This is a genomic window from Streptomyces sp. NPDC111744, assembly GCF_055634995.1.
Genome location: NZ_JBVKCG010000010.1, coordinates 224,033 through 244,899, shown reverse-complemented (window position 1 = coordinate 244,899; position 20,867 = coordinate 224,033). Strand labels below are relative to the sequence as shown.

The following is a 20,867-nucleotide window of genomic DNA, read 5'->3' as shown; positions in this document are numbered from 1 at the left end:
TCGGTCCGTGCTGTTCAGCTCACGGTGACGGCGGGTGCTCCGGACCCGGCGCCGTCCTGCTCCATCTGCTCGGCGATCTTCATCGCTTCCTCGATGAGGGTCTCCACGATCTTCGACTCGGGCACGGTCTTGATGACCTCGCCCTTCACGAAGATCTGGCCCTTGCCGTTGCCGGAAGCGACGCCCAGGTCGGCCTCCCGGGCCTCGCCGGGGCCGTTGACCACGCATCCCATGACGGCGACGCGCAGCGGCACCTCCATCCCCTCCAGGCCGGCGGTGACCTCGTCCGCCAGCTTGTACACGTCGACCTGGGCGCGGCCGCAGGACGGGCAGGAGACGATCTCCAGGCGGCGCTGCCTGAGGTTCAGGGACTCCAGGATCTGGATGCCGACCTTGACCTCCTCGGCGGGCGGGGCCGACAGCGACACCCGGATGGTGTCGCCGATGCCCTGGGAGAGCAGCGCGCCGAAGGCGACCGCCGACTTGATCGTGCCCTGGAAGGCCGGGCCGGCCTCCGTGACACCGAGGTGCAGCGGGTAGTCGCACTGGGCGGCCAGCTGCCGGTACGCCTCGATCATGACGACCGGGTCGTTGTGCTTTACGGAGATCTTGATGTCCCGGAAGTCGTGCTCCTCGAAGAGCGAGGCCTCCCAGAGAGCGCTCTCCACGAGCGCCTCCGGGGTCGCCTTGCCGTACTTCTCCAGGAGCCGCCGGTCGAGCGAGCCGGCGTTGACCCCGATCCGGATCGGCGTGCCGTGGTCCTTCGCGGTCCGCGCGATCTCCCGCACCTGGTCGTCGAACTTCTTGATGTTGCCGGGATTGACGCGGACGGCCGCGCAGCCGGCCTCGATCGCCGCGAACACGTACTTCGGCTGGAAGTGGATGTCCGCGATCACCGGGATCTGGGACTTCCTGGCGATGGTGGCCAGGGCGTCCGCGTCGTCCTGCGTGGGGCAGGCGACGCGGACGATCTGGCAGCCGGACGCGGTGAGCTCGGCGATCTGCTGGAGGGTGGCGCCGATGTCCGACGTACGGGTCGTGGTCATCGACTGCACCGACACCGGGGCACCGCCCCCGACGGCCACCGGTCCGACGTGGATCTGCCGCGACACGCGCCGCTCGGCGATCGGCCGGGCCGGGACCTCGGGGAGGCCCAGGGAGATGGCGGTCATGCGGTCACTCCCGGTTTCCGTTGACCGTCTCGCGCATCGCGCGCAGTGACTCCTTGAGGGAGCCCATGGTGGCGAGGACGGCGGTGGGCTCGTAGCCGCAGTGCGCCATGCAGTTGGCGCAGCGCGGGTCCTTGCCGCGGCCGTACTTGTCCCAGTCGGTGTCCTCGATGAGTTCGCGGTACGTCGGTACGTACCCGTCGCTCATCAGGTAGCAGGGCCGCTGCCAGCCGAAGAGCGAGTAGTTCGGGATCGCCCATGCCGTGCACGGGAAGTCGACCTTGCCCTCCAGGAAGTCCAGGAAGAGCGGGGAGTGGTTGAGCCGCCACCTGCGCCGGTTGCCGCCCGCGAAGGCCTTCTTGAACAGCTCGCGGGTCTGCTCCACGCCGAGGAAGTGTTCCTGGTCGGGAGCCTTCTCGTAGGCGTAGGCGGGCGAGATCATCATCTCGTCGACCTTGAGGTCGTCGTTGAGGTAGTTGAGCACCTCGATGATGGTCTGCGGTGTGTCGGTGTTGAAGAAGGTCGAGTTGGTGGTCACCCGGAAGCCGCGCCGCTTGGCCTCCTTGATGGCCGCCACGGCCTCGTCGAACACGCCTTCCTTCGCAACGGACTCGTCGTGCCGCTCGCGCAGCCCGTCGATGTGCACGGCGAAGGAGAAGTACGGGGAGGGCGTGAACTTGTCCAGTTTCTTGCGCAACAGCATCGCGTTGGTGCAGAGGAAGACGTACTTCCTCTTGGCCACCAACTGCCGGACGATCTCGTCGATCTGGGGGTGCATCAGGGGCTCACCGCCCGCGATGGACACCATCGGTGAGCCGGACTCAAGAACCGCCCCGACGGCCTGCGCGACCGGCATGCGCTGCTTGAGCACACCCGCCGGATGCTGGATCTTGCCGCAGCCCTCGCATTTCAGGTTGCAGGCGAACAGTGGTTCCAGCTCCACGATCAGCGGGAACTTGTCCCGCTTGCGGAGCTTCTGTTCGGCCAGGTATGTAGCGATCTTGATGGTCTGGCGCAGCGGCATGGCCATCTGGCTCACCTCCGGGGGAGCAACAAAGAACGGTGCCATTCGAAAAAAGCGGGAAGAACGGATCGAAGAACGCGGAAAGCCGATATTCCACCGCGCACTGTGCCGATCCGGACGAGTTCATGTTCAGGAGCGTCCACGACCACCCTGACGGCCGCAACCGGGCGATCGCCCGCGTGCACGGCGCTCAGGAGCGTGGCCGCCGATTCCATGTCGACCGCGATTGCGCCGGTCGCGAGCAGATCAGACCGTTCGTGACCGCGGACGACGTGATCGGAACCGGTGACAGGGCCGGTGTGGACGGTGCGGCCGGGCACGGCCCGCACCAGTTCTTTCACGAGGAGTTCGGTGCCGACGCAGGGGACACTGCCGCGCGGGTCCCGGGTCTCCTCGGCGACGACCAGGTCGCCGGGGTGCATCCCGGGGGCGAGTCCCGCGCAGAAGCCGGTGGCCAGGACTGCGGCACCGGCCAGTGCCGGGTCGGCCAGGACCCGGGTGACGGACCGTTCCGCCGCCCTGGGGCCCATGCCGGTGCGCAGCACGGTGACCGGCCCGCCCGCGCCACCGCGTTCGCCGGCGCGCAGGGCGAGGTGCTCGATGCCGAGCGCGCAGGCGATCAGCAGCGGAGCCGGAGCGGGCGTGGTGCTCATTCAGCTCCTCTCGGCCTCGGGCATGGGCTCGCCGTGGACGTAACGGCCGAGCGCGGTGAGCGGGAAGACCTGCCGGTAGAGGTGGTAGTTGATGGAGAAGTCCCAGGGGAAGCCGGTGCCGGTGAAGTAGGGCTCGTCCCAGGAGCCGTCGTCGTGCTGGGTCTCGGCGAGCCACCGCACGCCCTGCTCGACGGCCTTGGAGTCCTTCTCCCCCGCCGCGAGCAGCGCCATCAGCGCCCAGGCCGTCTGGGAGGCGGTGGAGGCGCCGCGTCCGCTCCACTCAGTGGCGTACTTGTAGGAGCGCAGGTCCTCGCCCCAGCCGCCGTCCTCGTTCTGGACCTGCTCCAGCCAGGTCACCGCGCGCCGGATCGCCGGGTGCGAGGCGGGCAGCCCGGCCGCGGTCAGCGCGGGCACCACGGAGCCGGTGCCGTAGACGTAGTTGACGCCCCAGCGCCCGAACCACGAGCCGTTCGGCTCCTGTTCGGCGAGCAGCCACTCGATGCCGCGCCGGGTGCGCGGGTCGTGGGACATGCCCTCGAAGGCGAGCATCTCCACGACGTGCGCGGTGACGTCGGCCGAGGGCGGGTCGATGACCTCGCCGAAGTCGCAGAACGGCAGCCGGTTGGGGAACGGGCTGGTGTTGTCGACGTCGAAGGCGCCCCAGGCGCCGTTCTTCGACTGCATGCCGAGGTTCCAGCGCACCCCGCGCCCGATGGCGTTCTCCATCCGCTCGGGGTCGTGGTGCTTGATCCGGCGCAGCGCGAGGACGACCTCGGCGGTGTCGTCGATGTCGGGGTAGTTGTCGTTGTGGAACTCGAACGCCCAGCCGCCCGGCGGGAGGTTGGGGCGCTTCACGGCCCAGTCGCCGGGCCGCACGATCTGCTCGCCGAGCATCCAGTCGGCGGCCTTGACCAGCTGGGGGTGGTCGGCGGGCACGCCTGCGTCGGCGAGGGCGATGGCCGCCAGACAGGTGTCCCACACCGGGGACTGGCAGGCCTCGATCATCCGGGCGCCGTCCTCGCGCCAGACGGCGTAACGATCCAGCGACTCAAGTCCCGTGCGCATCACGGGGTGTTCGAGGTCGTAGCCGAGCAGGTACAGGGCGATCATCGAGTACACGGCCGGCGGCTGGATGCCGCCCCAGGCGCCGTCGTTCTCCTGGCGTTCGACGATCCAGCGGGCGGCGGAGTTCAGGGCGGAGCCGCGCAGCCGGCGCAGGGCGACCTTGCGGTAGCCGCGGACAACCTTGTCGAGCCGCTGGAAGACGCCCTCCCAACTGGCCACCGGAGCCAACGGCTGGGGCGGGTTGGGGTTGGCCGGGTCGGTGTGGAGCTCGTCCAGCGGGAAGGGTGCGGGGCGCACCGGGCGTTTGGCCGAGACGACGGTGAGCGGCACGATGGTCTGCCGGGCCCACTGGCCGAAGTTGTAGATGCTGAGCGGGAACCACTTGGGGAAGTACAGGAGTTCCGGCGGGAGTTCGGGCAGGTCCTCCCACTTCCACCAACCGAACAGGGCGAGCCAGATCCGGGTGAAGACCCGGGCGGCGGCGATCCCGCCGCGCTCGCGGATCCAGGCCGAGGCCTGCGCCATGTGGGGCGCGTCGGGCGCGTCCCCGGCCAGCCGCAGGGCGACGTACGCCTCGATGGTGGTGGAGAGTTCGCCCGGGCCGCCGTAGAAGGTGGCCCAGGTGCCGTCCTCCCGCTGCTCGCCGCGGATGAAGAGCGCGGCGGCGGCCGTCGTGGACTCGTCCTGGATGCCGAGGAACTGACGGAGCAGCAGATCCTCGGCGTCCATGGTGACGTTGGTCTCCAGGTCACCTTTCCACCAGCCCTGCGCGTCCTGCCGGGCGAGCAGATGGTCGGTGGCACGCCTCACGGCGCGTTCGGCGGCTTCTTGTACCCCGGCCGCCACGGGGGTGGTGAGGTCGGTGCTGGCCGCGGCAGCGCGGGGCGGCAGGGTGGCCCCGGTGCTTCCGTCGGTCGTCGCTGTCATGGCTTCCCCTTCGTGCAGTCGTGCGAAATCGTTCTGCTGTGGGTCCGCCGTCGGCCGGTGCTGGTTGCGCGCTCGCACCGGCCGGCGACTACGCGAGGGCTATTCGACCGATAGTGATCATCTCTTTCGTACGACGACGAAGTCGGCCAGCGCCGTGAACCGTGCCCGGACCTGGTCGGGCATGTCGACGGCGTGGAGGGCTTCGATGGCGATGGTGTGCTGACGACGCGCCTCTTCGGCGGTCCACTCGCGGCCGCCGGCCTCCTCGATGAGGGCGGCGCGGGCGGCGAACTCCTCCTCGGAGAAGTTCTCGAAGTCGCTGCTCTTGGCGTCGGCGGCGAGGATCTCGCCGAGTCGCTCCGAGGCGGGACCGCCCGCGGCGAGCGCGGCGACGACCGGCAGGGACTTCTTGCGCTGGCGCAGGTCGCTCCAGGTCTGCTTGCCGGTGGCCTCCGGGTCGCCCCAGATGCCGAGGAGGTCGTCGACGGCCTGGAAGGCGAGGCCCAGGTGATAGCCGTACTTCTCCAGGGTGTCGGCGGTGCGGTCGTCGGCGCCGCCGAGCACCGCGCCGATGGAGCTGGAGGCGGCGAGCAGCGCGCCGGTCTTGTTGCCCTCCATCTCCAGGCACTCCTCGACGCTGACGCGGTCGCGGTGCTCGTAGGAGATGTCCTGTGCCTGGCCGTCGATCAGGGCGCGGGTGGCGGTGGTGAGCCGGCGGGTGGCGCGGCCGGCCTCGACGGTGCCGAGTTCCAGCAGCACCTCGTTGGCGAGGGCGAAGAGGGCGTCGCCGACAAGGATGGCCTGGGCGGGGCCGTGCACCTTCCAGACGGTGTCGCGGTGGCGGCGCTGTTCGTCGCCGTCCATCAGGTCGTCGTGCAGCAGCGAGAAGTTGTGGACGAGTTCGACGGCGACGGCGCCGGGGATGCCGACCTCGGGGCCGGCACCGGTGACCTCGGCGGAGAGCACGGCGAGCGCGGGCCGTACGGCCTTGCCGCCGTCGCCGTCGGCGGGGTTGCCCTCGGCGTCGATCCAGCCGAAGTGGTAGGCGGCCACGGTGTCCATGGGGGGTGCCAGGCGGTCGACGGCCGCCTTCAGTACCGGGTTGGCAAGGGTCCGGCCGCGCTCCAGGAGCGCGGTCACGTCCACCGCGTCGGCAGCCGCCTCGGCCGGGGGCACAGTGGGCACAGTTTCTCCTCTTGTTGCGGTACCGGGGGTGCGGGGGCCTGCCGCCTGCTGAGCGGGCATCACGCCGCCTCCTCGAACTCGAAGAGGTGACGGGGGCGTGGCCGGCCCAGGGTGTGCAGCGCGGCGTCGGCCGCGTTCACACCGCTGCGGACCGCACTCTCCATGGTCGCGGGCCACCCTGTGGCGGTCCACGCTCCGGCCAGGTAGAGGCCGGGGGCCTTGGTGCGGGCGCCGGGCCGCAGCCGCCCGACGCCGGGGGTGGGGGCGAAGGTCGCGGTGCGCTCCCGGGTCACGAAGAAGTCCTTCACCCCGGCGCCGCGCGCGCCGGGCAACAGTCGTTCCAGTTCGGGCAGATAGCGCTCGCGCAGGACTGCCACGGGAACGTCGATCTCGTCCTGTGCGGCCGACTGGGACAGTGCGAGGTACTGGCCCTCGCGCAGCCCGGAGGCGTGGGTACGGTCGAACACCCACTGGACCGGGGTGCCCAGGGCCGCGAAGAACGGCTTGGTGAGCACCGTACGGTCGTAGACGACATGGACGTTGAGGATCGGCGCGTTGCCGATCTCCAGAAGATTCTCCGGGGCGTCGAGGGCACCCTCGGGCAGCAGGTCGTACGCCTCGCGCTGGGCCACGGCGAGCACCACGGTGTCGGCGGTGTGCGTCTCGCCGGGAACCTGAACGCTCCACGTCCCGTTCTCGTTAGTGGAGACGGAGGTGACGCGTGTACGGACCTCGGTGCGCACGCCCGCGGAGTCGAGCGCCTTGCGGGCCAGCCGGTCGTGCAGTTCGCCCAGCGGCACATGGGCCCAGCCGATGTCGGCCGCGCCCGGGTCGGACAGCAGACCGGTCTTGAACACCATCGCGGCGAGCGCCAGGGAGGCGTCCTGGGCCACCGCGTTGAGGGTGGCGACCCCCACCAGGTCCCACAGTGCCTCGATGGCCCGCGCAGACTGGCCTCGGGCAGCCAGCCAGCTGCCGAAGTCCTGTGTGTCGAGCGATGGATCGCCGAGATCGAGTGCCCGGAGTGCGAGAGCGGCCTGGCCGACTCTCGCGCGCTCGGCGAGCGAGAGATGCGGGTAGGCGGCGAGGCTGCGCCCCAGGTGCAGAGGCACCGGCAGGGTGTCCCGGCGGAGTCTGCCGAGCCGGCGCCCCTCGGGCTTCGCGAGGTCGAGCACGGGCACGTCGAGCCGGTCCTGCAGCGGTGCCAGCGCCGCGCCCTCGATACGGTCGAGGAACCAGCGGTAGGCGGTGCAGCAACGCAGGTACACATGCTGGCCGTTGTCGACGGTCAGGTCGCCGCGCCGGAAGGAGAAGGCGAGCCCGCCGAGGCGCGGCCTGCCTTCGAGCAACGTCACGTGCACCCCCGCGTCGGCGAGCGCCAGCGCGGCCGTGACCCCGGCCAGGCCGCCGCCGATCACCACGGCGGTGCGCCCGGACGGGATGTCGTCGTGCGTCCCTTCGGATCGCGTGCCGTCGGTCATCCTGCAGCCTCCCCTACCCGCCCGCCGTGCCGGTGGAACGGGGCAGACCGGGCCGTCGCAGTCAGGGACGCCGCGCCGCGCCGGAGGGTTGCCTGCCGTTTCTCTCCGGTGGAGTCAGCTTGGCCCACTTTGTCCATCAGGCGCGCCTCCTGACGGTCCGTCGGGACGTGTGGCGCCGGGTGTCGAGTCCGGACAGGCCGCGTACGGCGACGTACGCCTTCTCGCGTCCGGGCAGCGAGACCCGGCCGCGCAGCACCGCCTCCGGCTCGCGCTCGATACGGTCGAGCAGCCGGCGGTAGATGCCGGCCATGGCGGCGACACAGGCGCCGCTGCGCCGGTCGAGCATGGGCAGCAGCCGGTAGCCCTCGGCGAAGAGGGCACGGGCGCGCCGTACTTCGAAGTGCACCAGGCCCGCGAAGTCCGAGCCCTCCGGCGGGGTCGGCCCGTGGAACCCGGCCGCGCAGCCGAACTTGGCGAGGTCGTCGCCGGGCAGATAGGTACGGCCGTTCCCGGCGTCCTCGCGGATGTCCCGGAGGATGTTGGTGAGCTGGAGCGCGAGGCCGAGCGTGTCGGCATACTCCGGCGCGCGCTCGGCGCCGCGCGCCCCCGGTTCTGTGCCGAACACACCGAGCGAGAGCCGGCCGATCGCGCCGGCCACGCAGCGGCAGTAGACCTTGAGATCGTCCCAGGTCTCGTAGGTCTCGCCGCGTACGTCCATCAGCACGCCGTCGATCAGCTCATCCAGGCCGCCCAGCGGGATCGGGAAGGCCTGGGCGGCGTGGGCGAGGGCGACCGCGACCGGGTCGGTGTCGTCCTCGTCGACCGCGCCGTCCTGGACCCGGGCGAGCAGCGCCCGGGTGTCTTCCAGGCGGGCCGCCTTCATGTCGTCGGCCAGCACGCCGTCGCCGATGTCGTCGACGCGCCGGGAGAAGGCGTAGAGCGCCGACATGGCGCGCCGCTTGGGCGCGGGCAGCAGCCTGATGCCGTAGGCGAAGTTACGTGCCTGCTGTCCGGTGACGGTCTCGCAGTAGCTGTAGGCGGCGAGTACCGGTGCGGACACAGGTGTGGGAGAGTCCACGGTCCGGATCACCCCTCTCCTCGCAGAGTCACGCCCACCTCACGCAGCAACCGGCCCTTGCCGGGCTTGGGCGGGCCGGGAAGTACGTCGTATTCGGCGGCGGCGATCGCAGCGATCGCCGCCCTTCCCCCCGCAACGAACCCCGCGAGCAGCAGCTTCAACCTGCCGTGGACGCTACCCACCAGGGGGGCGCCTTCATTCAGGAGATCGCGGGCGCGTTGTGCTTCGTATGCAACCAGTGCACGCACCGATGCGCCCGTGGTGTTCCTGGCGAGATCCGCCTCCTGGACATGAAAGCGCTTCATGTCCACGGCGGGCAGATAAATCCGGTCGCGGCCGAGGTCCTCGGCCACGTCCTGGAGGTGTTCGACGATCTGGAGTGCGGTACAGATCGCGTCCGAGAGCCGGATCCGCTCGGGGGTCGAGGTGCCGGTTATGGCGAGGACCAGGCGGCCGACGGGGTTGGCGGACAGCTCGCAGTAGGCGAGGAGGTCGTCGTAGGTCTCGTACCGCCTGACGAGCTGATCCTGACGGTTGGCGGCGATCAGCCCGAGGAAGGGCCCGGGGGCGAGTGAGTGACGGCGGACAGTGGCGCTGAGACGGCGCAGCAGGGGGTGGTGCGGGGTGCCGTCGAACACGCGCCGCAGATCGGCCTCGAAGGCGTCGAGCAGGACCAGGCGGTCCTCGGCCTCCTCGGGGCCCACTCCGAGCAGCCGGGCGTCGGCGCCGCCGGGGGCCAGGTCGCCGTCACCGATGTCGTCGACGAGGCGGGCGAAGCCGTACACCGCCATCAGGTCGTCTCGCCATGCCCTCGGCAGGAAGAACGGGGCCACCGGGAAGTTCTCGTCGGCGGCCTTGTCCAGGGTGCCGCGCTCGGCGTCTCCGGTACGCGCCGGGGTGGCCGCCGTCACCGTTCGCTGCCCGGGGCCGGGACGGCGCGGCCTGCGTTGAGCTGGGGAGTTTCCGTAGCCATTGCCGTCACATCTCCCGTTCTACACTGCCGACCCAATACACACTATTTCGGACACGCCGCCCAGCAATCCGCGGGGCGGCCCGGCCGACGGTGTCGCGCATTATCGCCCCACTTGCCGCTTTCCGGGACCGGTACAGCTTACGTTGTACAACGCATCGAGGTTCGTCGGGGTGTCCCGCAGATCACAACAACACACCGATTGGCTCCAAGATTCCTAAGGCGGGCCGGAGTTGACGTTTCCTTTGCAGACGCCGGGCCCCGCCGGAAAGGTTCCGACGGGGCCCGGCGTCCACTGGGCTACTTGCCCGTGAACTTCTCGTACTCCTTGAGCACCTCTTCGGTCGGGCCGTCCATACGCAGCTCACCGCGCTCCAGCCACAGGACCCGGTCGCAGGTGTCGCGGATCGACTTGTTGTTGTGGCTGACCAGGAACACGGTGCCCGCGTGCTCGCGCAGTTCGCGAATCCGGTCCTCGGACCTCTTGCGGAAAGCCGCGTCACCGGTGGCCAGCGCCTCGTCGATCATGAGGACGTCGTGGTCCTTGGCGGCCGCGATGGAGAAACGCAGCCGCGCCGCCATACCGGAGGAATAGGTGCGCATGGGAAGGCTGATGAAGTCGCCCTTGTCGTTGATACCGGAGAAATCGACGATCTCCTGGTAGCGGTCCCTCACCTCCTCGCGGGACAGGCCCATCGCGAGCCCGCCGAGGATGACGTTCCGCTCGCCGGTGAGGTCGTTCATCAGGGCCGCGTTGACGCCGAGCAGCGAGGGCTGCCCGTTGGTGTAGACCCTGCCCTTCTCGGCGGGCAGCAGGCCGGCGATGGCGCGCAGCAGGGTGGACTTGCCGGAGCCGTTGGAGCCGATCAGGCCGATGGCCTCGCCACGGTAGGCGACGAAGGAGACACCGCGGACGGCGTGCACCTTGCGGACACCCCGCTCCTCGCCGCGCCTGAAGATGCGGCTGAGGGCGGCCGTCGCGCTGCCCTTGCCGCTCTTGGCGCCGTTGACGCGGTAGACGATGTGCACGTCCTCCGCGATGACGGTGGGGATCCGATCCCCCTGGTTCCACTCCGCGTCGTTCAGCTCAGCCACGGCCGTACCGCTCCTCCGCCTTCCAGAAGTACATGAAACCGCCGCTGAAGACGACCAGGGCCCAGGCCAGCGCGACGGCCCAGACATGCGGCGGGAGGTTCTCCGAACCGTAGCCGTCGATGAGCGCGAAGCGCATCAGGTCCATGAAGACGGCCGCGGGGTTCACCTGGAGCAGGAGCCGCGCCCACTCCGGGCGGTGCTCCATCATCTTGCTGATGGAGAACATGACACCGGACATGTACATCCAGGTGCGCAGCACGAACGGCATCAGCTGGGCCAGGTCCGGCGTCTTGGCGCCCAGGCGGGCCACGATCAGCGCCAGGCCGGTGTTGAAGAGGAAGAGCAGGGCCAGGACCGGCAGGACCAGCACCCAGGACAGGCCCGGGGTGGTGCCGAAGCCGATCACCACGGCGACCATGACGATCATCGAGAACAGCAGCTGCTGGAGCTGCTGGAGCGCGAAGGAGACGGGCAGCGCGGCGCGCGGGAAGTGCAGCGCGCGCACCAGGCCGAGGTTCCCGGAGATCGCGCGGACACCCGTCATGATCGAGCTCTGCGTGAAGGTGAACGTGAAGACGCCCGTGACCAGGAACGGGATGTACATGTCCTGGGACATACCGCGGCTGGCGTGCAGGACGACACCGAAGATGAAGTAGTACACAGCCGCGTTCAGCAGGGGCGTGGCCACCTGCCAGAGCTGGCCGAGTTTGGCCTGGCTGTACTGGGAGGTGAGCTTCGCCTGCGAGAAGGCGAAGACGAAGTGCCGGCGTCCCCAGAGCTGACGTACGTACTCGACGAGCGAGGGACGGGCGCCGCTCACCGTGAGCCCGTACTTGGCGGCCAACTGCGCCGCCGTCAGGCCCTCGTCGGGCGACGGCACCGCGTTCACCGCGATCCCGGCGTCATGGGTTGTCTCACTCAAGGATGGAAGCCTTCGTCCTCGGATTCGTCTTACGTTCGTCTTACGGAATTGTGCTATCGGAGGTGACACGTACCCGCCATGGGACACGTTCCCGGGGGCGTCCGCGCGCCAGGCACGCGGACACGCACCTTGGAGCTTCTCAGATCACCGGGGGCCGACCCAGTCGCGTGAGCTTCCACACGGTCCGCCAGCGCATGGGCCGGCGGGGTCCGCACGGGGTGGTCCAGCCCTCGCGGAAGCCGGCGAACCAGGCGTGCAGGGCCGGGCGCGAGGGGCGGCGCACCAGGGTCAGCAACAGCCACACCCCGAGGTAGACGGGGACCAGGGGGGCGGGCAGGTTGCGGCGAGCCAGCCACACCCGGTTGCGGGCGACCATCCGGTGGTAGACCGCGTGCCGGGAGGGGGCGGTCGTGGGGTGGTACAGCACCATGTCGGAGCGGTAGTCGATCATCCAGCCGGCGTCCAGGGCCCGCCAGGCCAGGTCGGTCTCCTCATGGGCGTAGAAGAACTCGTCCGGCAGTCCGCCGACCTCGGCGAGGACCTGGGTACGGACGGCGTTGGCGCCGCCGAGGAAGGTGGTGACCCGGGAGGAGCGCATCGGGTCGGAGGCCCGAAGCCTCGGCACGTGCCGGCGCTGGGTCCGGCCGGTGTCCGGGTCGGCGATGCGGAAGCTGACGATGCCGAGCCTCGGGTCGGCGGCGAAGGCCTGCCGGCACAGCTCGGCGGTGTCGTGCCCGGGGAGCAGTCCGTCGTCGTCGAGAAAGAGCAGTATGTCGACATCGCGGCCGCTGGGGCCGAAGGCCTCTATGCCGACGTTGCGGCCGCCGGGGATCCCGAGGTTCTCGGGCAGCTCCAGGGTGCGGACGCCGTCCGGGACCTCCGGGACGGGCGAGCCGTTGCCGACGACGACCACCTCGACCGGGTCGCCGGCCTGCTTGGCGACCGAGTTGAGGAGGGCCCGCAGTTCGTCGGGGCGGTTGCCCATGGTGATGACGACCGCACCGACCTTCAGCCCGGCGCTCACCGCAGCCTGCTCGACGCGAGGACGGAGACCAGGTGCAGGAGGGTCTGCAGCAGCGCGATCCCGGCGAGTACGGCGGTGCCGAGCCGGGTGTAGAAGAGGTCGCCGCGGACCTGGTCGACGATCGCGAGGGCCAGGATCAGCAGGGATGCCTCGATACCGAGGATCAGCCGGTGGAACTTGAACGCGGCGGCGGCCCGGCGGGCCAGCGCCATCCCGGAGGAGCGCATCTCGGCGGCGGTCTCCTTGACCACGGGCAGCCCGGCCTGGTGCCGGGCGACCCCGACGAGGTCGGTCTCGGCCTTGATCAGGATCGCGCCGAGCGCGCCCAGGGTGCCCAGGAAGGCCCACAGCCAGTCGATCCGGCCGCTGCCGAACAGGTCGGCGGCGCGCAGCCCGAGCCCGACAAGCACGGCCGCGTCGGTCAGGTATGCCCCCACCCGGTCGAGGTAGACACCGCCCAGCGAGTACTGCTGCTTCCAGCGCGCGACCTCGCCGTCGACGCAGTCCAGCAGCAGGTACAGCTGGACGCAGACCACACCGAGCACGGCGCCCGTGATCCCCGGCACCAGCAGGGCCGGGGCAGCGAGCACACCGAAGACGGTCATCAGGTAAGTGAGCTGGTTGGGCGTGACCCTGGTGTTCACCAGGTAGCGGTCGACCCGCAGGGACACCTCGCGCATATAGAGGCGCCCCATCCAGTGCTCACCGCTGCGCCGGTCCTTGACCCCGACGGGGTGCACGACCGGACGTAGTTCAGCTACCGATGGCCTTGACATAGTCGGTGTAGAAGTCCTTGATCTGATCGGTCTTGAGGTCGAGGTGTTCGAGAATGGTGTAGCGGCCGGGGCGGGTCTCCGGGGCGAACTCGACGACCCGGACGAACTCGTCCACGGTGAAGCCGATCTCCTCCGGCAGCACCGGCAGTCCGTGCCGGCGCAGCACATCGGCCATGAACGCGGACTCCTCGTGGGATCCGCGCAGATACATCGCGAAGGCCGCGCCGAGCCCGCACTGCTCGCCATGGCTGGCGGCACGCCTCGGGTGGAGCAGGTCGAAGGCGTGGTTGATCTCGTGGCAGGCGCCGGAGGACGGGCGGGAGTCGCCCGACACCGACATGGCGATACCGCTGAGCACCAGAGCCTCGGCGAGCACCTGGAGGAAGTCGTTCTCCCCAATGCCGCCGGGGTGGCGCAGCACCGCCTCGCCGGCCTGCCGGGCCATGGCGGCCGCCAGTCCGTCGATCTTCTCGCCGTTGACGCGGTGGGACAGCTCCCAGTCCGCGATCGCCGAGATATTGGAGACGGCGTCCCCGATGCCCGAGCGCACGAAGCGTGCCGGGGCCTCGCGGATGACGTCGAGGTCGATGACGACCGCGATCGGGTTCGGCACACCGTAGGAGCCGCGGCCCGCGTCGTTGTCCAGGGTCGCGACCGGCGAGCACAGACCGTCGTGCGCAAGGTTCGTCGGGACGGCGACCAGGGGCAGGCCCACGCGCGCGGCCGCGAACTTGGCACAGTCGATGATCTTGCCGCCACCGAGGCCGACGACCGCGTCGTAGTGGCCGGCCTTGATCTCGCCGGCCAGCCGGATCGCGTCGTCGAGGGTGCCGCCGCCGACCTCGTACCAGGTGGCGCCGGGCAGGCTCGGCGCGATGCGCTCGCGCAACCTGCTGCCGGAGCCGCCGCTGACGGCGACGGCGAGCCGGCCGGAGTGTGAGATACGTTGGTCGGCGAGCACGCTCGCGAGGTCGTCGAGGGCACCCGGGCGGATGTCGACGACGACCGGCGAGGGGATCAGCCTGGTCAGTACTGGCACGCGATCTCCCGTCCCCGGGCGAGATCGTCGTGGTTGTCGATCTCGACCCACCGGACGTCGCCGATCGGCGCCACGTCGATGCGGAAGCCGCGGTTGACCAGCTCCTGGTAGCCGTGCTCGTAGAACTGCTGCGGGTCGCTCTCCCAGACCGTCTTCAGCGCGTCGGCGAGCTCGGGAGCCGCGTCGCCCTCGATGAGGGTGACGCCGATGTACTCGCCGGTGGCCTCGGCGGGGTCCATCAGCTTGGTGATCTTCGTCATGCCGCGGCCGTCGACGACGACCTTCATCTCCTCGTCCGCGAGGGACTTCACGGTGTCCAGGGCGAGGATGATCCGCTTGCCGTCGCCGCGGGCGGCGAGCAGCGTCTTCTCGACGGACACCGGGTGCACGGTGTCGCCGTTGGCGAGGATCACCCCGTCCTTGAGGGCGTCACGGCCGCACCACAGGGAGTAGGCGTTGTTCCACTCCTCGGCCTTGTCGTTGTCGATGAGGGTGAGCTTGAGGCCGTACTTCGCCTCCAGGGCCGCCTTGCGCTCGTACACGGCCTCCTTGCGGTAGCCAACGATGATCGCGACCTCGGTCAGGCCGATCTCGGCGAAGTTGCCGAGGGTCAGGTCGAGCACCGTGATCGAGTCCTCTATCCCGGCAGGCCCCACCGGCACCAGCGCCTTGGGCAGGCTGTCGGTGTAGGGGCGCAGACGCCGTCCGGCGCCGGCCGCCAGCACGAGGCCGATCATGCGGGTTCTCCTTCATCGTGTACGGCGGGCGCCCCTGCGGACACCCAGAAGCGGATGCTCTCGACGAGCACCAGCCCGGCCACGGCCACGGCCAGGACCGTGAGCGCGACCTTGAACTGCGTGACGGTGAGCACCGCGGCCACCACCGTGACCAGCAGCGTTCGCCCCTCCTGCCCCCCGATGGCGCGTACCAGCCAGGCCGGCGGCGCCCCGGCGTTGCCGCGGATGCGGTACACCGTGTCGTAGTGATGGTAGGCGACGGCGGCCACCAGGCCGAAAGCCGCAGGAAGGGTTCCGTTCACCCCGGATTTGCTTGCGAGGACGAGGACGGTGCCGTATTCGGCGGCCCGGAAGAGGGGCGGGACCAGCCAGTCGAGAGCGCCCTTGAGCGGGCGGCCGATGGCCTGACCGGAGGCCAGGGCATAGACGACGGCGCCCGCGACCGGTGCCCAGGTCACACCTGAGAAAAGGGACACGGCGAGAACCGCCACTCCGGCGAGCGTCACCAGGAGCGGGGAGCCGAGCGGGGCGGGCATCGCGCGGGACACGAATCCGGCGAGCGGGCCGTTGTCGGCCAGGTCGGCCAGCGCCTCCGCCGCCCGGTCGGTACGCCTCGCCCTCCGGGTCAGCGAGCGCAGCACCCGCCCGGCCGTGGTGTAGGTCGCCGCGAAGGCGCAGCCGACCAGCAGCACACAGAAGGTGATCCGCGGGGTCGTCACCGCGGTCAGGACGGCTATCAGTGCCCATCGTTCGCCGATGGGCAGGACTATCATCCGGCGCACCCAGACCGTCCAGCCGACGCCGTCGAGCTTGTCGGAGAGGGCCGCGGTGGGGCTGGTGTTGGCCGTGGCGTCGTGGTTGGCCTCGTTGAAGGAGAAGTCCACCACGTGCCGGCAGGTCTGCAGGATCATCGCGCCGAGGGCGAGGGCCCATACATCGTCATGGCCGCCGCCCCGGGCCGCGCCGAGGGCTAGGCCCGCGTAGTAGGCGTACTCCTTGGCCCGGTCGAAGGTGGCGTCCAGCCAGGCGCCGAGCGTGGAGTACTGCAGGGAGTAGCGGGCGAGCTGGCCGTCCGTGCAGTCCAGGACGAAGGACGCGATGAGCAGGACGCCCGCCGCGACGAACCCGGCACGGGTGCCGGTGGCCGCGCAGCCCGCCGCGACGAGGGCGGTGAGCAGGGAGGCGGTGGTGACCTGGTTGGGAGTCAGTCCGCGCTGGGCGCACCAGCGGGCGAGGTAGCGGGAGTACGGGCTGATGAAGAAGGTGGTGAAGAAGCCGTCGCGGGACTTCACGGCCGACTTCAGGCGTACGGCCTCGTCGTCGACGGCGGCGACGGCCTGCCGTGCCTCGTTGCGGGCCTGTGGGTCGGCGGGGACGGCGGCGACCAGACTGCCCAGCTCGGGGCGGTGCACGTCGGTGTCCAGGGCGGTGACCAGGCCGTCGACGGCGAGGGCGGTGCCGCCGCCGGCGGCGGCCTCCCGGGCCAGCGCCCGGCTCAGGGCCTGACGGCCGGCCGGCTGGGCGGTGACGGCGCCCGGGATCGCGGCGAGCGGGAAGCGCGGGTCGGTGAGGCCGAGGCGCAGGGCGTGCACATGGCCGACGAAGCGGGCGTCGACGACGGCGACCCGACGGTCGGCGGGCACGGCCGCGAGGAGGGTCGCGGTGTCGGCGCTGTCCGAGGCCACGGACACCTCGAAGCCGAGCGCCCGCAGATCGCTCTCCAACGACGATCCGGGGACCGGCTGGCCGGTGACGATGGCGGTCGACAACCGAACTCACTCCCTGGGTGCCGGCGCACGGGCGCCGGTCTACTGCATGGTCGGGCGGGGTGTGCCTGGTGGCCCCCGGATGGCATTCGGCAGAGGTTAGCGGATGGTGAGGACTTCTTGTTCACCGGGCGTTCACGGCACGGACCACCTACTCTGCCCCGGCCTTTGCCGAGATCATCATCCGTGATCCGGCCCCCGACCCACAAACCGCGCTCACGGAACGGGCATTGAGGACATGGGGAGTAACCGAGGGTGCCCTGAGCTGGGATTGGTTTCCGCAGGTCAGGGCAGATGACAACGGTGTTCACTGCCGCGTTGCCGGATACCCCCCACCCGTAGTTCACTGTGATCCCGGGCGGAGCACAGGAGGCGTATCTCATGGGGGCAGGGCACGACCACGGCCACGCGCACACCCACGCGCCGGCCACCGGCACCGCCGCGGCGGCCTATCGCGGACGGCTGCGGGTGGCGCTCGCCATCACCCTCGGGGTGATGGTGGTCGAGATCGCCGGCGGTCTGCTCGCCGACTCGCTGGCGCTGATCGCGGACGCGGCCCACATGGCGACCGACGCGCTGGGCCTGGGCATGGCGCTGCTGGCGATCCACTTCGCGAGCCGCCCGGCGAGCACCAACCGCACCTTCGGCTACGCCCGTGCCGAGATCCTGGCCGCCCTGGCCAACTGTCTGCTGCTGCTCGTGGTCGGCGGCTATGTGCTGTACGAGGCGATCCAGCGGTTCCTCACGCCCGCAGGCACCGAGGGCGACCTGATGATCGTGTTCGGTCTGATCGGCCTGGTCGCCAACATGATCTCGCTCACGCTGCTGGTGCGCGGCCGGCACGAGAGCCTGAACGTGCGCGGTGCCTTCCTGGAGGTGGCGGCCGACGCGCTGGGCTCGCTGGCGGTGCTGATCTCGGCCGCGGTGATCCTGACCACCGGATGGCAGGCGGCCGACCCGATCGCCTCGCTGGTCATCGGCCTGATGATCGTGCCGAGGACGGTGAAGCTGCTGCGCGAGACCCTGGAGGTCCTGCTGGAGGCGGCCCCCAAGGACGTGGACATGGCGGAGGTGCGGTCGCACATCCTGGCGCTGGACGGCGTACAGGACGTCCATGATCTGCACGCCTGGACGATCACCTCGGGGCTGCCGGTGCTGTCGGCGCACGTGGTGGTCCGCTCGGACGTGCTGAACGCCATCGGCCACGAGAAGATGCTGCATGAGCTGCAGGGCTGCCTCGGCCATCACTTCGACGTGGAGCACTGCACCTTCCAGCTGGAGCCTGGCGGGCACGCGGAGCACGAGGCCCGGCTCTGCCACTGATCGCTGCGTTCCGCCCGGCCGGCCGGGCGGAACGCAGCGGCCCGGGCTCCCCCGGCGTCCTTGTGTTCGACACCCCCGGACGGTTCCCGTTCGCACCGGTAGGGCACGATCAACTACCGGGTCCCTCTTCCGGCGTGCCCGTGCCGGGAAGTGCCGGGAGTGTCGGATTCGTACGGCAGACTTGGTGCGAAGACCGAGGCGAAGGATGGGTATGCCGATCACACCTGCCACCGCGACGCAGAGCACGTCGAAGGGCACAACGGACGCGATCTTGCTTGAACTCGTCGACGAGAAGGGTGTGACCATCGGGACCGCGGAGAAGTTGGCCGCGCATCAGCCACCCGGGCACTTGCACCGGGCGTTCTCCGTCTTCCTCTTCGACGAACACGGCAGACTCCTGCTCCAACGGCGGGCGCTGGGCAAGTACCACTCCCCCGGTGTGTGGTCGAACACCTGCTGCGGCCATCCCTACCCCGGTGAGGCCCCCTTCGCGGCGGCGGCCCGCCGCACCTTCGAGGAACTGGGCGTCTCCCCGTCCCTGCTCGGCGAGGCGGGCACGGTCCGCTACAACCACCCGGACCCGGCCTCCGGCCTGGTCGAGCAGGAGTTCAACCACCTGTTCGTCGGCATGGTGCAGGCACCCCTGGCGCCGGACCCGGAGGAGGTCGGTGAGACCGCCTTCGTGACGGCCACCGAGCTGACCGAGCGGCACGCCCGGGACACCTTCTCGTCGTGGTTCATGACCGTGCTGGACGCGGCCCGCCCGGCGATCAGGGAGCTGACCGGCCCGTCCGCGGGCTGGTGAACGGTCTCACGGCAGCGACGCGGGTTTGAGCGGCAGGGCGGCCCAGATCACCTTGCCGCCGCTCGACGTGTGCTCCACGTCCACGACTCCGCCCGCCTCCCGGGCCACCTCCCGCACCAGCAGCAGCCCCCGGCCGCCGGTCTGGCCGTGGTCGGCCTCCAGTGCGGTCGGGCGGTAGGGGTGGTTGTCCTCCACCGACACCCGCACCCACTCGGCGCCGACGGCGACCTCGACGGCGAGCACCGGCGACAACAGCGCCGCGTGCTTGACCGCGTTGGTGACCAGTTCGGAGACGATCAGCAACAGCCCGTACACCAGGTCCTCCGAGACCGGGACGCCCTGGCGCTGGAGCAGGTCCCGTACGGCGCGCCGCGCCTGCGGGACCGAGGCGTCCACGGCGGCGGCGGTGAACCGCCAGACTCCTTCGTACGGCAGCGGATCCGGCGGCGGAGCACCGCCTCCCTCTGGACGCGGATCGTGCCCACGCCCGTGGTTCTCCATCGTCCGGTCGCCACCCTCGCGCTCGATTGTCACCACACGACGAGTGTTGGTAACGACCCCCTCCGCTCCGGATGCCTGAACGCAAGTCAGCAACTATCGAACGCTTCTGACCGCTGGCGTATGACAACGTCAATTGAAGGACTGCTCCTGTCCTACGAAAGCCGCCTTCGCGCACTATTAGGGTTGTACTGCAACCACTGGGGGACGCGGGGTGCGTCGATCCGCGGCTCCGCCGTCTGGGCGCGCAACGCCACGCCGATAGCATCCGGCACTATGGAGCCCCACCTCTCCCACCAGGTCACCGACGCCGTGGTCACGGTCGTCATCCACAACCCCGCCAAACGCAACGCGATGACCGCCGCGATGTGGCGAGCCCTGCCACCACTCCTGGGCGAACTGTCGGCCGACCCCGCCGTCCGGGCTCTCGTGCTGGCCGGCGAGGGCGGAACCTTCTGCGCCGGTGCCGACATCTCCACCCTCCAGGGCTCCGCCGCCGAGGCACAGTCCCTCGCCCGCGCCGCCGAGGAGGCTCTCGCCGCGTTCCCCAAGCCGACGCTCGCCGCGGTCCGCGGCCACTGTGTCGGCGGCGGCTCGCAGCTCGCGGCGGCCTGCGATCTGCGGTTCGCCGAGGAGGGCGCGCTCTTCGGGGTGACCCCGGCCAAGCTCGGGATCGTCTACCCGGCCTCCTCCACCCGCCGTCTGGTGTCCCTGGTCGGCCCCGCCACCACCAAGTACCTGCTGTACTCCGGTGAGTTGATCGACACGGAGCGGGCGTTGCGCACCGGACTGGTCGACGAGGTACTGCCGGACGGCGAGCTGGCCAAGCGGGTGGCCGAGTTCACCCGGATCCTGGTCGCGCGCTCACAGCTGACGCTGGCGGCGGCGAAGGAGTTCGCGAACGGCCGTACCGACCGCGACGACCACTGGACGCGGCAGGCTCACGGCAGCGGCGACACCGCCGAGGGCGTCGCCGCGTTCCTGGAGCGCCGTCAGCCGCGGTTCACGTGGGTTGTTCCCGGCCGAGGATGAACCGGCTCATCGAGCGCAGCAGCTCGACGACCTCGGCGGGCGCCTTCTGCGGGGAGCCCGCGTCGCAGGGGCGGCCGCGGGTCGTACTCGATGCCGAGTTGCACGGCCTGGGCGACGGTGTCTCCAACGATCCGGCCGAGCAGCGCGAACCCCACGTCGATGCCGGAGGAGACGCCGGCCGCGGTGACGTACTTGCCGTCGGTGACGATCCGCTCCCCCGTCGGCTCGGCGCCGAACTTCCGCAGCTCGTCGAGAGCCAGCCAGTGCCGTTTGGTACGGACGCGGCACTGGAAGTCCG

20 protein-coding genes and 1 pseudogene are annotated in these 20,867 nt (G+C 70.4%); 3 read left to right on the top strand and 18 right to left on the bottom strand.

Annotated features, from left to right (window positions below):
• Positions 1–14: 14 nt before the first annotated feature.
• The 16 genes from ispG to ACZ7OO_RS23635 form a co-directional block, all read right to left on the bottom strand.
• Positions 15–1,172, bottom strand: a complete 1,158-nt coding sequence (gene ispG / locus ACZ7OO_RS23710) for a flavodoxin-dependent (E)-4-hydroxy-3-methylbut-2-enyl-diphosphate synthase (protein WP_471507330.1) — start codon at positions 1,170–1,172, stop codon at positions 15–17.
• Between the two features lie 4 nt (positions 1,173–1,176).
• Complete coding sequence (gene hpnH, locus ACZ7OO_RS23705) at positions 1,177–2,199, bottom strand: adenosyl-hopene transferase HpnH (RefSeq protein ID WP_471507328.1); 1,023 nt, start codon at positions 2,197–2,199, stop codon at positions 1,177–1,179.
• Positions 2,200–2,204: 5 nt separating this feature from the next.
• Entirely contained in the window at positions 2,205–2,846 is a 642-nt protein-coding gene (locus ACZ7OO_RS23700) for a 5'-methylthioadenosine/S-adenosylhomocysteine nucleosidase family protein (protein ID WP_471507326.1), read from the bottom strand.
• Positions 2,847–4,838, bottom strand: a complete 1,992-nt coding sequence (gene shc / locus ACZ7OO_RS23695) for a squalene--hopene cyclase (RefSeq protein ID WP_471507324.1) — start codon at positions 4,836–4,838, stop codon at positions 2,847–2,849.
• Positions 4,839–4,955: 117 nt separating this feature from the next.
• Complete coding sequence (locus ACZ7OO_RS23690; RefSeq protein ID WP_471507322.1) at positions 4,956–6,083, bottom strand: polyprenyl synthetase family protein; 1,128 nt, start codon at positions 6,081–6,083, stop codon at positions 4,956–4,958.
• The gene (gene hpnE / locus ACZ7OO_RS23685) at positions 6,083–7,504 is read right to left on the bottom strand and encodes a hydroxysqualene dehydroxylase HpnE (RefSeq protein ID WP_471507320.1); all 1,422 of its coding nucleotides are present in this window, start codon (positions 7,502–7,504) and stop codon (positions 6,083–6,085) included. Before hpnE ends, ACZ7OO_RS23690 begins: the two co-directional genes overlap by 1 nt.
• Positions 7,501–7,641, bottom strand: coding sequence for a DUF6380 family protein (locus ACZ7OO_RS23680; protein ID WP_471507318.1), 141 nt, complete (start codon positions 7,639–7,641; stop codon positions 7,501–7,503). The genes hpnE and ACZ7OO_RS23680 overlap by 4 nt, the downstream gene beginning before the upstream one ends.
• The gene (gene hpnD / locus ACZ7OO_RS23675) at positions 7,641–8,594 is read right to left on the bottom strand and encodes a presqualene diphosphate synthase HpnD (RefSeq protein ID WP_471507316.1); all 954 of its coding nucleotides are present in this window, start codon (positions 8,592–8,594) and stop codon (positions 7,641–7,643) included. Before hpnD ends, ACZ7OO_RS23680 begins: the two co-directional genes overlap by 1 nt.
• Positions 8,591–9,493 carry a squalene synthase HpnC gene (hpnC, locus tag ACZ7OO_RS23670; protein WP_471507314.1) on the bottom strand — a complete coding sequence of 301 codons (903 nt, stop codon included), beginning with the start codon at positions 9,491–9,493 and terminating at the stop codon, positions 8,591–8,593. The genes hpnD and hpnC overlap by 4 nt, the downstream gene beginning before the upstream one ends.
• Before the next feature lie 359 nt (positions 9,494–9,852).
• A complete protein-coding gene (locus tag ACZ7OO_RS23665) occupies positions 9,853–10,647 on the bottom strand; it encodes an ABC transporter ATP-binding protein (RefSeq protein ID WP_471507312.1) in 795 nt (264 codons plus the stop codon).
• On the bottom strand, positions 10,640–11,569 hold the full coding sequence (locus tag ACZ7OO_RS23660) for an ABC transporter permease (protein ID WP_471507310.1): 930 nt from the start codon (positions 11,567–11,569) through the stop codon (positions 10,640–10,642). The genes ACZ7OO_RS23665 and ACZ7OO_RS23660 overlap by 8 nt, the downstream gene beginning before the upstream one ends.
• 139 nt (positions 11,570–11,708) lie before the next feature.
• Positions 11,709–12,593: a glycosyltransferase family 2 protein gene (locus tag ACZ7OO_RS23655; protein WP_471507308.1), complete on the bottom strand. Its 885-nt coding sequence runs from the start codon at positions 12,591–12,593 to the stop codon at positions 11,709–11,711.
• Complete coding sequence (locus ACZ7OO_RS23650) at positions 12,590–13,333, bottom strand: CDP-alcohol phosphatidyltransferase family protein (protein ID WP_352221104.1); 744 nt, start codon at positions 13,331–13,333, stop codon at positions 12,590–12,592. Before ACZ7OO_RS23650 ends, ACZ7OO_RS23655 begins: the two co-directional genes overlap by 4 nt.
• 13 nt (positions 13,334–13,346) lie before the next feature.
• Positions 13,347–14,408 carry an iron-containing alcohol dehydrogenase family protein gene (locus tag ACZ7OO_RS23645; RefSeq protein WP_471507306.1) on the bottom strand — a complete coding sequence of 354 codons (1,062 nt, stop codon included), beginning with the start codon at positions 14,406–14,408 and terminating at the stop codon, positions 13,347–13,349.
• Positions 14,396–15,145 carry a phosphocholine cytidylyltransferase family protein gene (locus ACZ7OO_RS23640; RefSeq protein ID WP_471507304.1) on the bottom strand — a complete coding sequence of 250 codons (750 nt, stop codon included), beginning with the start codon at positions 15,143–15,145 and terminating at the stop codon, positions 14,396–14,398. Before ACZ7OO_RS23640 ends, ACZ7OO_RS23645 begins: the two co-directional genes overlap by 13 nt.
• A complete protein-coding gene (locus tag ACZ7OO_RS23635; protein WP_471507302.1) occupies positions 15,142–16,914 on the bottom strand; it encodes a DUF5941 domain-containing protein in 1,773 nt (590 codons plus the stop codon). The genes ACZ7OO_RS23640 and ACZ7OO_RS23635 overlap by 4 nt, the downstream gene beginning before the upstream one ends.
• A 378-nt stretch (positions 16,915–17,292) precedes the next feature.
• Here ACZ7OO_RS23635 and ACZ7OO_RS23630 point away from each other — a divergent pair, with 378 nt between their 5' ends.
• Entirely contained in the window at positions 17,293–18,234 is a 942-nt protein-coding gene (locus tag ACZ7OO_RS23630) for a cation diffusion facilitator family transporter (RefSeq protein WP_471507300.1), read from the top strand.
• 211 nt (positions 18,235–18,445) lie between these two features.
• The gene (idi, locus tag ACZ7OO_RS23625) at positions 18,446–19,039 is read left to right on the top strand and encodes an isopentenyl-diphosphate Delta-isomerase (RefSeq protein WP_471507298.1); all 594 of its coding nucleotides are present in this window, start codon (positions 18,446–18,448) and stop codon (positions 19,037–19,039) included.
• Between the two features lie 6 nt (positions 19,040–19,045).
• Here the strand turns inward: idi and ACZ7OO_RS23620 are convergent, their stop codons facing one another.
• The gene (locus tag ACZ7OO_RS23620) at positions 19,046–19,540 is read right to left on the bottom strand and encodes an ATP-binding protein (protein WP_351743605.1); all 495 of its coding nucleotides are present in this window, start codon (positions 19,538–19,540) and stop codon (positions 19,046–19,048) included.
• A gap of 273 nt (positions 19,541–19,813) precedes the next feature.
• Between ACZ7OO_RS23620 and ACZ7OO_RS23615 the strand changes: the two genes are divergently transcribed.
• Positions 19,814–20,569, top strand: a complete 756-nt coding sequence (locus tag ACZ7OO_RS23615) for an enoyl-CoA hydratase/isomerase family protein (RefSeq protein ID WP_471507296.1) — start codon at positions 19,814–19,816, stop codon at positions 20,567–20,569.
• Here the strand turns inward: ACZ7OO_RS23615 and ACZ7OO_RS23610 are convergent.
• Positions 20,541–20,841 (bottom strand): annotated as a pseudogene (locus ACZ7OO_RS23610) (DJ-1/PfpI family protein); the annotation flags it as partial. The gene ACZ7OO_RS23615 and the pseudogene ACZ7OO_RS23610 overlap by 29 nt on opposite strands.
• Between the last annotated feature and the right edge of the window lie 26 nt (positions 20,842–20,867).

What these genes read in the sequence shown, in the direction of transcription:
- ispG (WP_471507330.1), bottom strand. Translation starts at nt 1,172, where the DNA reads ATGACCGCCATCTCCCTGGGCCTCCCCGAGGTCCCGGCCCGGCCGATC.
- hpnH (WP_471507328.1), bottom strand. Translation starts at nt 2,199, where the DNA reads ATGGCCATGCCGCTGCGCCAGACCATCAAGATCGCTACATACCTGGCC.
- ACZ7OO_RS23700 (WP_471507326.1), bottom strand. Translation starts at nt 2,846, where the DNA reads ATGAGCACCACGCCCGCTCCGGCTCCGCTGCTGATCGCCTGCGCGCTC.
- shc (WP_471507324.1), bottom strand. Translation starts at nt 4,838, where the DNA reads ATGACAGCGACGACCGACGGAAGCACCGGGGCCACCCTGCCGCCCCGC.
- ACZ7OO_RS23690 (WP_471507322.1), bottom strand. Translation starts at nt 6,083, where the DNA reads ATGCCCGCTCAGCAGGCGGCAGGCCCCCGCACCCCCGGTACCGCAACA.
- hpnE (WP_471507320.1), bottom strand. Translation starts at nt 7,504, where the DNA reads ATGACCGACGGCACGCGATCCGAAGGGACGCACGACGACATCCCGTCC.
- ACZ7OO_RS23680 (WP_471507318.1), bottom strand. Translation starts at nt 7,641, where the DNA reads ATGGACAAAGTGGGCCAAGCTGACTCCACCGGAGAGAAACGGCAGGCA.
- ACZ7OO_RS23640 (WP_471507304.1), bottom strand. Translation starts at nt 15,145, where the DNA reads ATGATCGGCCTCGTGCTGGCGGCCGGCGCCGGACGGCGTCTGCGCCCC.
- ACZ7OO_RS23630 (WP_471507300.1), top strand. Translation starts at nt 17,293, where the DNA reads ATGGGGGCAGGGCACGACCACGGCCACGCGCACACCCACGCGCCGGCC.
- idi (WP_471507298.1), top strand. Translation starts at nt 18,446, where the DNA reads ATGCCGATCACACCTGCCACCGCGACGCAGAGCACGTCGAAGGGCACA.
- ACZ7OO_RS23620 (WP_351743605.1), bottom strand. Translation starts at nt 19,540, where the DNA reads ATGGAGAACCACGGGCGTGGGCACGATCCGCGTCCAGAGGGAGGCGGT.
- ACZ7OO_RS23615 (WP_471507296.1), top strand. Translation starts at nt 19,814, where the DNA reads ATGGAGCCCCACCTCTCCCACCAGGTCACCGACGCCGTGGTCACGGTC.